Annotated in this window: 9 protein-coding genes; 5 read left to right on the plus strand and 4 right to left on the minus strand. The window is 45.9% G+C overall.

The window, feature by feature from the left end; genetic code table 11:
* Positions 1-48: 48 nt before the first annotated feature.
* On the minus strand, positions 49-1,410 hold the full coding sequence (locus ACX0G9_RS18425; protein WP_459066416.1) for a pyridoxal-phosphate dependent enzyme: 1,362 nt from the start codon (positions 1,408-1,410) through the stop codon (positions 49-51).
* A gap of 194 nt (positions 1,411-1,604) precedes the next feature.
* Between ACX0G9_RS18425 and ACX0G9_RS18430 the strand changes: the two genes are divergently transcribed.
* Positions 1,605-3,917 (plus strand): Tex family protein, encoded by a 2,313-nt coding sequence (locus tag ACX0G9_RS18430; RefSeq protein ID WP_459066417.1) that lies wholly within the window; start codon positions 1,605-1,607, stop codon positions 3,915-3,917.
* A 206-nt stretch (positions 3,918-4,123) separates the two neighbouring features.
* On the opposite strand, the gene ACX0G9_RS18435 is transcribed toward ACX0G9_RS18430, so the two are convergent.
* Both ACX0G9_RS18435 and ACX0G9_RS18440 read right to left on the minus strand, forming a co-directional pair.
* Positions 4,124-4,789 (minus strand): hypothetical protein, encoded by a 666-nt coding sequence (locus ACX0G9_RS18435; protein WP_459066418.1) that lies wholly within the window; start codon positions 4,787-4,789, stop codon positions 4,124-4,126.
* A complete protein-coding gene (locus ACX0G9_RS18440; RefSeq protein ID WP_459066419.1) occupies positions 4,761-5,351 on the minus strand; it encodes an RNA polymerase sigma factor in 591 nt (196 codons plus the stop codon). Before ACX0G9_RS18440 ends, ACX0G9_RS18435 begins: the two co-directional genes overlap by 29 nt.
* A 369-nt stretch (positions 5,352-5,720) precedes the next feature.
* Here ACX0G9_RS18440 and ACX0G9_RS18445 point away from each other — a divergent pair, with 369 nt between their 5' ends.
* Positions 5,721-6,137: a DUF6249 domain-containing protein gene (locus ACX0G9_RS18445; protein ID WP_459066420.1), complete on the plus strand. Its 417-nt coding sequence runs from the start codon at positions 5,721-5,723 to the stop codon at positions 6,135-6,137.
* Between the two features lie 185 nt (positions 6,138-6,322).
* On the opposite strand, the gene ACX0G9_RS18450 is transcribed toward ACX0G9_RS18445, so the two are convergent.
* Complete coding sequence (locus ACX0G9_RS18450; RefSeq protein WP_459066421.1) at positions 6,323-7,909, minus strand: S41 family peptidase; 1,587 nt, start codon at positions 7,907-7,909, stop codon at positions 6,323-6,325.
* Between the two features lie 202 nt (positions 7,910-8,111).
* On the opposite strand from ACX0G9_RS18450, the gene ACX0G9_RS18455 reads away from it, so the two are divergent.
* The 3 genes from ACX0G9_RS18455 to ACX0G9_RS18465 are packed head-to-tail and all read left to right on the plus strand — an operon-like array spanning position 8,112 to position 10,389.
* On the plus strand, positions 8,112-8,975 hold the full coding sequence (locus ACX0G9_RS18455) for an N-acetylglucosamine kinase (protein WP_459066422.1): 864 nt from the start codon (positions 8,112-8,114) through the stop codon (positions 8,973-8,975).
* Positions 8,976-8,988: 13 nt separating this feature from the next.
* Positions 8,989-9,804, plus strand: coding sequence for an N-acetylmuramic acid 6-phosphate etherase (gene murQ, locus ACX0G9_RS18460; protein WP_459066423.1), 816 nt, complete (start codon positions 8,989-8,991; stop codon positions 9,802-9,804).
* Positions 9,805-9,825: 21 nt separating this feature from the next.
* Complete coding sequence (locus ACX0G9_RS18465; protein WP_459066424.1) at positions 9,826-10,389, plus strand: hypothetical protein; 564 nt, start codon at positions 9,826-9,828, stop codon at positions 10,387-10,389.
* The last annotated feature ends 515 nt before the right edge of the window (positions 10,390-10,904 follow it).

The raw sequence follows: 10,904 nt of genomic DNA on the forward strand, positions 1-10,904 counted from the left end.
AGTGCAGGTATAATTGACTGATAGGTGTGTGATTACCCGAAAGCTCTTTTAGTTGCTCAGGGCGTGGATCACATCATACTTGGTTACTATATGATAATGGCCGCTATCATCTTTTGCCAAAACCGCACCATTTTCCCGGGTGATCAGGTTGCTCAGTCTTTCGAGCGGTGTATCGAAAGAAACGACCGGATAGGCCTTTTCCAGTACTTCGTCGATCTTTTTGTTCTTTATATCCTGCCCGTTATTCATCATACGGGAAAACAATCCGCTTTCACTGATCGCTCCGACGACTTCACCATTTTTCAGGACCGGCAGGTTTTCTACATTATATTTTTGCATCAGTTCGAATGCCTGTGCTACGGTTTGTTCCGGTTCCACCGTGATCAGACGTTTGGCTCCCCGGCCTGCTACTAAATCCTTGAATGTTTTAACGTCCAGGAATCCCCTTTCCATCATCCACTGGTCATTATACACTTTTCCGACATAACGGCTGCCGTGATCGTGAAGGATCACAACGACAAGATCCCCTTTTTTTAATTTGTCCTTTAATTGAAGCATCCCTTGTAATGCGGTGCCTGCGCTATACCCGCAGAACAATCCTTCTTCTTTGGCAATGCGCCGGGCCATAATAGCGGCTTCCTTGTCCGTTACCTGTTCAAAGGCATCCACGACATTCATATCGTAGTTCTGCGGTACGAAGTCTTCGCCTATGCCTTCGCTGATATAGGGATGCACTTCATTCATGTCTACTTCCCCGGTGCGGAAAAATTTGGTGAGCAGGGAACCAAAGGGATCGATAGCCCAAACCTGGATAGCAGGGTTTTTTTCCTTCAGGAACATGGCCGTTCCTGTCACAGTTCCCCCGGTTCCGGTCGCTACGACCAGGTGGGTAATCTTCCCATCTGTCTGTTCCCAGATCTCCGGTCCCGTTGTTTCATAATGGGCGAGGCGGTTGGCCAGGTTATCGTATTGATTGGAATGAAAGGAATTGGGAATCTCTTTAGCCAGCCGTCTGGCGATGGAGTAATAGGAGCGGGGATCGTCAGGCTCCACATTGGTAGGGCAAACGATTACTTCAGCTCCCAAAGCCTTTAAAATATCTATCTTTTCTTTGGATTGTTTGTCGGTGGTAGTGAATATACATTTATAGCCCTTTACGACGGCTGCCAGCGCGAGCCCCATCCCGGTATTTCCTGAGGTACACTCGATAATCGTTCCTCCGGGCTTAAGTTTGCCTTCCTTTTCAGCCACTTCTACCATTTTCAGGGCCATCCGGTCCTTGATGGAGTTGCCCGGATTGAAGTATTCGACTTTGGCAAGTACGGTGCAGGGAAGATCTTTCGTAATTTTATTCAAACGGATAAGGGGGGTATTGCCTATCGTCTCCAATATATTGTTCTTGATGTCCATAATGGCTGTTTATTAGGTACGAAGGTAGGAAATTTCCCGTGGGACGGCAGCGGGGAAGATCCGGCCCCATTACCAATGAAATGTTGTTGATAAATCAAAATTTTTTCTTTCTTCCGATCCTTTACATTTGCTCCCCGATTCACGAATACGGATCCCGCGGCAAGCGATATTCCGGAAACATTGAATAATTAATTATGGAAACCAGGTATATTCAAAAGATTGCAGAGAAAGTGAACCTTAGCCTGAAGCAGATCAACAATGTCCATGAACTGCACAGCGAAGGATCCACCATTCCTTTTATGGCCCGCTACCGTAAAGAAGCGACCGGAAATATGGATGAAGTGCAGATCGCAGATGTGGTTGAACAAATCAAGTATTTTGAAGAGCTTAACAAACGGAAAGAAACGGTCCTGAAGACCATCGATGGCCTGGGCAAACTTAATCCTGAGTTAAAACAACGCATCGAAGATTGTTACGATGCGACGATATTGGAGGACATATACCTGCCTTATAAACCCAAACGCAAAACCAAGGCGACAACGGCCATTGAAAAAGGCCTGGAACCGCTGGCTACTTTTATTATTGAACAGGGTGCAGGCGATCCTTCCGAAGAGGCTGTCAAATTTATCAATGAACAGGTAAAAGATCAGAAAGAGGCGTTGCAGGGTGCCCGGGATATTATTGCCGAGCGAATAGCGGAGAATGAGCAGGCCCGTAATAAAGTACGACAGTTGTTCACCGAAACCGCAGTGCTTACCTCGAAAGTGCTGACGAGTAAAAAGGACGAAGAAGAAGGTCAGAAATACAGGGATTATTTTGAATTCAGCGAACCCCTGACCAATTGTCCTTCCCATCGTATTCTGGCCATCCGCAGGGGAGAAAAAGAAGGATACCTGATCATGGATATCAATATCGATAAACTTTCCGCTACGGATGACCTGGACCGGATTTTTATCAAAGGCTCCAGCCCAAGCGCGGGAGAAGTTAAAAAAGCGATCGACGATTCTTTCGACAGGTTGTTAAAATCTTCCATTGAGAATGAATTCCGGCTGATCAGTAAAAATAAAGCGGATGAAGAGGCGATCCGGGTGTTCGCGGAAAATCTTCGGCAGCTTTTACTCGCTTCCCCTCTGGGCTCCAAAAGGATATTAGCCCTGGACCCCGGATTCCGTAGCGGTTGTAAAGTGGTATGCCTGGATGCACAAGGGAATTTCCTGCATAACAGCACGATATACCCGCATCCCCCACAACAGGAATGGCAGGCCAGCGTGGCCGAACTCAAACGCCTTGTCGACCGTTATGATATCGAAGCTGTCGGTGTAGGGAACGGCACTGCCGGAAGAGAGACCGAACAATTGGTCCGCGGGATCGATTTCGGGAAAAAGGTAAGCGTGTTTATGGTCAATGAGAGCGGGGCTTCCATTTATTCGGCCTCCGAAGTGGCCAGGGAAGAATTTCCAGACCAGGACATCACCGTGCGTGGTGCTGTCAGCATTGGCCGGCGCTTGCTGGATCCCCTGAGCGAACTGGTGAAGATCGATGCAAAATCTATCGGGGTGGGTCAATATCAGCACGATGTAAATCAAAATAAACTGAAAGAGGAATTGGACCGCATCGTGGAAAGCTGCGTGAACCATGTGGGCGTGGATCTGAATACGGCCAGCAAACACCTGCTGACCTATGTCTCCGGGCTGAGTGCTACACTGGCCAAAAATATCGTAGAATTCAGGGCTAAGAACGGTGCCTTTTCCACCCGGGAAGAATTAAAGAAGGTCAGCCTGATGGGACCGAAGACCTTTGAACAATGCGCCGGATTCCTCAGGATCCGTGAAGCCTCAAATCCCCTTGACAACAGCGCCGTACATCCGGAAACTTATTACGTGGTGGAATCTATGGCAAAAGACCTGAACTGTTCGGTTCAGGATCTGATCCTCAAGGCAGATCTGCGCAAACAAGTCTCTAAAAAGAAATATGTTTCGGAAACCGTCGGTGAGTTTACGATCAACGATATCCTGAAAGAATTAGAGAAGCCTGGCCGCGATCCCCGCGACACGATCGAAGAATTCAGGTTCGACGAAACCATCAAGGCCGTGGAAGACCTGAAACAGGGTATGACGGTTCCCGGGGTAGTTACCAATATCACCAATTTCGGGGTATTCGTGGATATCGGGGTCAAACAGGATGGCCTGGTTCATATTTCCCAATTGAGCAATACCTATGTCTCGGATCCGAATGAGGTCGTAAAACTACAGCAAAAGGTAATGGTAACGGTGATGGAGGTTGATGTTGCCCGAAAAAGGATTTCTCTATCCATGAAAGGGGCTCAGGGCGCACAAAGCGGCCAGGTCGGGAATCAACGGCCTTCCAGCGCAAGGGCAGGGGATAGACCAGATAGACCCGGTTCCGGGAATGCCGGAAAGGCTGCCGCTGGCGGAGGTAAAAAGAATGAGCCGCTGGATCCTTTCCAGGCCAAACTGATGGAGCTGAAAAAGAAGTTTAAGGATTAGGAGCTAACCTCGTTGCCCCGTTGTGAGAGATAGAAGGATTGATTTACCGTTTTATTGTAAATCAATACGTTGTGGGGGTGGGGTATATATGTTTTTTTATGCTTTTCAGAAAGGAAAGGTTGGGAAATTTGCAACGCATTGAATTTTAATTAATTGCAAATTTGCCAACCTTGCCTTAGTGATTTTGATGTCAGGCCACCTCTTTTTTATGCGACTTCTTTGGGACCAGGTCCGCCTTCCAGTTTTTTGCGCTGCAGATACATATCCAGGAGTACCAGGGCCAGTACCACGTTTATCATCATAAAAATACTCATATAGGGACTGTTGAAGAACCTGCCCCAATTGATCTTCCCGAGATTATCCTGGAAAGTTTGGGTATATTTCGTAGCCGTTCCGGAAACGATTCCAGGTTCGGAAGAGCCAACTTCTGACCCTTTAAGCTGGCCTAAAAAGTAAACCAGACATCCGGTTAACATAGTAAGGAAAAAGGCGCCTATACTCCGGATAATATTTTTATTAATATAATTTTTTGTGGCGGGCGCTACCTGAAATTTGGCAATCTCCTCCATTACGTTCTTGGTGAAACGCATAGAAGGGGCATCCATTTCCGAGGCTTGTACCGATTGATGCATATCCATCAATTCGTGGTAGGCTATCTGCCATTCCCGGTTTTCGGCAATCAACTGTTCAATGGCGGATCTTTCGGTGGTACTGCTGAGTCCATCGATATAATCCCACAGTCGTTCTTCCATCTGTTGCTGCATGTTCATAATTCCTCCTTTACTTGAATAACTCAAATCACTGTAATATTTTTGACCGTTCTTTCCTCCGATGGATGTTTGTTTAATCATCCTGTAACTCACGTACTTCATGGCTAAAGTATTTTTCCATCTTTTCCTTCAGGCGTTGCCGTGCCCGGTGCAATTTTACTTTTACCGTATTCGGCTCCAGCCCCATGATCAATCCGATCTCATCAAGGGATTGCTCCCCTTTGTAAAAAAGAGTAAGGACCTGGGCATCGTCCGGGCCGAGCATACGGATCGCTTCGTTCACCATGGCATGCCTGGATTTGCTTTCCACCTTATTCGCAGAAAAAGACGATTCCCTGTTTTCCAGTTGCAGTAACGTCTTTTCATTATCGATCGAAGTAGTATCCAGTTTTTTCTTTCGCAGAAAAGTGATACAACTGGTACGAACGATCGTATACAACCAGGTACTGAATTTTGCCTCTCCCCGGAAATCCGCCAGGGACCGGTATGCTTTTACAAAAATATCCTGGGAAATCTCTTCTGCATCCTCCCGGCTATCTGTAAAACGCAAAACCAGGGTAAATACATAGTTCTGATAACGATCTACTATTTGTGCAAAGATAGCCTGATCTCCCAAAAGGATTTTGCTAATGATCTCTGTATCAGTGAGTCCGGTATGTACCACGCGAATAAGACGACAGCTTTGGTTAACAGGTTACATTAAAAAGGTACGTTTTTTCCTCGGGATTTGAGGCTGTATGTATAAGACCTATAGATAAAGAGATAAAATAAGGAAAGAACAGACAGGGAGAATGGGCGGAAAACAAATGTTGGGAGAATAAAAAAACAAAAAACCCGGAAAAAAAGGAAAAAGGGTGTAACCTGTCCGGGCAAGGGTAGGTCTTAGTGTGTGTAAAGACGCTGAAAACAGGTGAAAAGGAACGCTCCGGCAGGAAAAACAACAGAGAGGAAAAAAAGAGTGTAACCTCGATCCCGAAACAGCAGTCTGAACATAAAACAGGAAAAAGATTTAAAAAACAATAAATTTGATTTTATGCGCGACGAGGAAATTTTAATACCGATTGTAATGTTTGCCGGAGGTTTTGCCATGGTCTTTGGGATCGTATATCTCAGAACCAGGCAGAATATGGCCATGATTGAAAAAGGTATGAATCCTAAGATAAAAGAGAACCGCCCTACTCCCTACCGTAATCTGAAATGGGGCCTATTATTGGTAGGTTCCGGGCTGGGATTATTCCTGGCCTATATCCTGGACAATTTTGTACTCTACAAGGTTAGCCATGATTCAGGTCATGGTTTTGATAACGATGGCGCCAACGCACCCATCTATTTTGCCCTGATTGCTATAGGCGGGGGGCTGGGATTGATCAGCTCCTACCGCGTAGAGAAAAAAGAACTGCTGGACAAAGAGGATAGGTTCCAGGAAATCAGCCACAAGCTACAGGAGTAAGCTGCAAGGGAGAATAGGGGAAAAAGCAACAAGCTACAAGTGAGAAAAAGTTTCAAGTTATAAGGAAGCAACAGCAAAAGAAATAAAATAAAAAGCCTCAGGGATCTACCTTGAGGCTTTTCGTATTTTGGTTACTTATAAAGTTATGGCCTTTACCTTCCGGCTTGCAGCTTCCCCTGAAGCTCTTATTTCATCGTTTCCAGCGCCTTATTAACAACAGGATCATAGGCGTTGCTTACTTCATAATATCCCTGGGTGCGCCAGATCTGGCGGGCAAGCAGAGCCCTGATCCGATTCTGTAAAAGGTCTTTATCTTTTGCTGCGACACTATGAAGATCTGTACCATCGCGTTTGGCATAGGCAGTCAAACCGACCCAAAGTTTCTCATCGTCATGGAAACCTGCAATAAATTCGGAAGGCGTCTTATAGGAATCAAACGAGGACCGGTGCCCGGTATAATAAGTATAAATGAACCTGCTCAGGGTTCCATCCACATACAGATCGGTAATACTGCGGGATAGAGTACTGGTATCGAAGCCAACAAAGATATCCGGAGTTATTCCTCCGCCGCCATAAACCGTCCTTTTTCCCTTGCCCAGGGTCTTGTAGGCCGGACCCGGGTGGTTAGCCGAAGTATCCCCGTGCAATACTTCACCGTCATGAAAACGTTTGATCACTTCATCATTATAATCGTCATGCCCTTTGTCATAGGCTTTTTGGATGCTGCGGCCTGTCGGAGTATAATACCGGGCAACGGTCAAACGAAGGGCGGATCCATCGCTCAGCTGGTATTGTTCCTGGACAAGGCCTTTACCGAAGGTCCTTCTTCCGATAATGGTGGCCCGGTCCCAGTCCTGGAGGGCGCCGGCCAGGATCTCGCTGGCAGAAGCGGTGCCTTCGTCGGTTAACAGCGTAAGGGAACCCTTTTCGAAAAGGCCATCCCTACGGCAACGGTATTCCACCTTGGGGGATTTGGAACCCTGTGTGTACACGATCAGTTTGTCCCCATCCAGGAAATCATCGGCCACTTCGATGGACTCCTGCAGGATGCCTCCGCCATTGCCCCTAAGATCCAAAATGAGTTTCTGAAGGCCTTTTTCCTGTAATTTCATAATGGCCTGGGCAAATTCTGCATGGGTGATCTCTGAAAATTTATTGATATGGATATATCCGGTTTCCTTATTGATAAGATAGGCTACGTCTACGGATGGCAAGGGGATGGTGCCCCGGGCGACGGTGAATTGTTTGAGCTGGTTGACACGAAGGAGGGTAATGTTAACCTTACTGGCACCCGGACCGCGCAGGAGACTCCGGATCTTTTCGCTGGTTATTCCCTTGCCCGCTACGGAAGAATCCCCCACTTTCAGGAATTTATCTCCAACCTGCAGACCGGTTTTATCACTCGGCCCTCCGGCCAGAACATTGATTACATTGACCGTATCGTCAAAAATCTGGAACTCTATTCCGATCCCTTCAAAATTTCCCTGCAGGTCCTCATTTACTTCAGACAATTCAACGGCTGGAATAAACACCGAATGCGGGTCCAGGTGAGTCAACATGCCCTGGATGGCATCGGTTCCCAATGAATCCATAGATACCTTATCCACGTATTTCCGGTTCACCAGGTCCAAAACCTCCTCCACCGGTGCCTGTTTGCGGGTCTTAAAAAAGCTGGTTGAGCTCAGATTTCCCCTTAAACGAAACCCAATAACCATTCCCAGGATCATAATAATGGCAAATAACAGAGGCAGCCAGACCTGTAATTTTTTCATTCCAATGAAAATTTTAACATCAACAAAAGTGGGCAAGGCCCGGTAGTACATAAGGAAAACTAAAGAGCCTTTTGCCGGAGAGGGCTTAAATTCAAAAAAAACACGACCCCGGTAAAACCAGAAGGCTGCAAATTAAGGAATCATAATTTAACTTGCACCCGGAAAAAGGGGAAGAACGCCTCACCCTATCAAACAAACCAGTATGAATATTTTGATTGCGGACAGCGGAGCCACTAAATGCGAATGGTGTCTGATTAGTAAGGGCAGGAAGAAAATGGTCAATACCCAGGGGATCAGCCCATATTTCCTCGATACGCAGGGGATCATAGATCTTCTGGCCAGGGAATTAATCCCAGCCCTGAAAAGGTCTGCTGTGGACATTGTTTATTATTATGGAACAGGGTGCATTAATCCTGAAAACCGGAAGATCGTTCAAAAAGCCATCCGCAAGACTTTACCAGGAGCCGAGGTGCATGTGACCCATGACCTGATGGGAGCGGCTCTTGCCTTGTGCGGGGATTCAAAAGGGATTGCCTGCATCCTGGGCACAGGCTGCAATTCCGGTTATTTCGACGGGAAAAAAGTGGCCAAAAATAGTCCCGGGCTGGGTTATGTCCTTGGAGACGAAGGAAGTGGGGCATACTTAGGGAAAAAGGTACTGCAATATTACCTTTACCAAACTTTTGATGAAGAATTACGGTATAAATTCGATGAAAAATATGCCACGAATGCTGCGGAGATCCTGGATAATATTTACAAAAAACCCTTACCTAACCGATATCTGGCTTCTTTTGCCTTATTTCTGGCAGAGAACCGGGGACACTATATGATCGAGAACATCATTGAGGACGGTCTGAATGATTTTTTCTTTCAGCATTTGTGTAAGTACCGGGAAAGCTGGAAATTGCCCATTCACTTTATTGGGGGCATTGCTTACGGCTTCCGGGATGTGATAAAGGAATTATGTCATACTTATGAATTCGAATTGGGGAGTATCCTGCAGAAACCCATGGACGGACTTATTAAGTACCATAAAAACAAAAAAGCCAATAAGCATCATCATTAAATTAGAATAAAGTATGGCATTTGAGAAGGTGACCGAGGAAGAAAGCAGGTATCATGATCTTGAAAAGATGAGTATCAGGGAAATCCTGTCCTGTATCAACCAGGAAGACAGAACTGTTCCGGAGGCTGTGGAAAGGGCCATCCCGCAAATCGAAAAGCTGGCCGCCGTCATCACGGATAAAATGTTGGCGGGAGGCAGGTTGTTCTATATCGGAGCAGGCACCAGCGGGAGGTTAGGCGTATTGGATGCCAGTGAAATACCTCCTACGTATGGTATGCCTTTTGATCTGATCCTTGGTGTGATCGCAGGAGGAGAGGACGCAATTCGTAAACCCATCGAGAATGCAGAAGATGATAAGGAACAGGGATGGGCAGACCTTCAGAAATATTCGGTCAATGATAAGGATGTGATTGTTGGCATTGCAGCCAGCGGAACCACCCCTTACGTGATCGGAGCTATGGAAGAAGGAAGGAAAAATGGGATCGTAACCGGCTGTATCGTTTGTAATCCGGGCTCGCCCGTGGCAGAGCATGCCGATTACCCGGTAGAGGTGATCGTAGGGCCGGAATTCGTAACTGGAAGTACACGCATGAAAAGCGGAACGGCCCAGAAGTTAGTGCTCAATATGCTCTCCACCACAGTGATGATCCAGATCGGCAGAGTAGAGGATAATAAAATGGTGAACATGCAGCTTACCAATAGTAAACTGGTGGACCGCGGTACAAAAATGGTAATGGAAGGTACCGGGCTTACTGATTATGAACAGGCAAAAGAATTATTGATACGGTCAGGCAGCGTCAAAAAGGCGGTGGATTCCCTGATCCATTAGAGAGATGTCCAATTAACGCATATGCATGAAATAGAACCTTTTTATAATTGGCGACACCTTTATGTCAGCGAAGAAGACGAGCGATCGCCCTTCTATGGGAGGGACTATTCCGAATTTGAATTTTCGCAGACGATCTATAACTATTATATCCATCCGCAATGGGACGATTTTGGATCAAGGACCTTATATATGAAGGTTCTGTTGGCCGATTATGATGAACATTATGCCATTATCGAACTGTTCGGAGAATGGAATGATGCCATAGAGAATGATATCATGAATCTGAAAAGGGAGGTTGCCGACCGCTTTTTTGAATTCGGCATCATCAAATATATTTTTATAGCCGAGAATGTACTTAATTTTCATAGCGGGGATAAGGATTATTACGAAGAATGGTTTGAAGAAATAACGGATGAAGGAGGATGGATTGCATGTATCAATATGCCTGAACAAACGCAATATGATTTCCGGAAGGCCAAACTCAATCGTTTTATTGAACTGATCCAGCTGGATAATTGGCGGACCTTTAAGCCTTTCCACCTGTTCAAAATGATCGATGAGCAAATCATGAAAAGATTGGATTAAATACGGGGATGATAGGGGAAATCATTTATCAGATTTGCCATTTTCCAAGGTTTTGGCGAATTGTTTAAAATAAATTTTATTTTTCAGCAAAAGTCTTTATTTTTGTTTTATTATATGATCACAGCAAAGGCATACCGTTATTTTTACTTTTATTTTTATTTCTACTTTACCTGTAGACCGGGAATGCTTTTGTTAAGAAGTAAGTAAACGAAAAAATTAACATAAAGAGTCCCGGTCAAAAGCCGGGACTTTTGCATTTTGGGGGGTAGCCCCAAAAACCGGAGGCAGACATTAGACATTGCATGCGACATTTTTCCGGCAAGCACGGGGCTTAAATGGGGCAAGGCCCCAAAAACCGGAGGCAGACATTAGACAATAAAAGAGCCGTGCGACATTTTTCTGGCAAGCACGGGGCTTAAATGGGGCAAGGCCCCAAGGCCGGAGGCAGACATTAGACAATAAAAGAGCCGTGCGACATTTTTCTGGCAAGCACGGGGCTTAAATGGGGCAAGGCC

It is taken from the genome of Flavitalea flava, assembly GCF_054461575.1.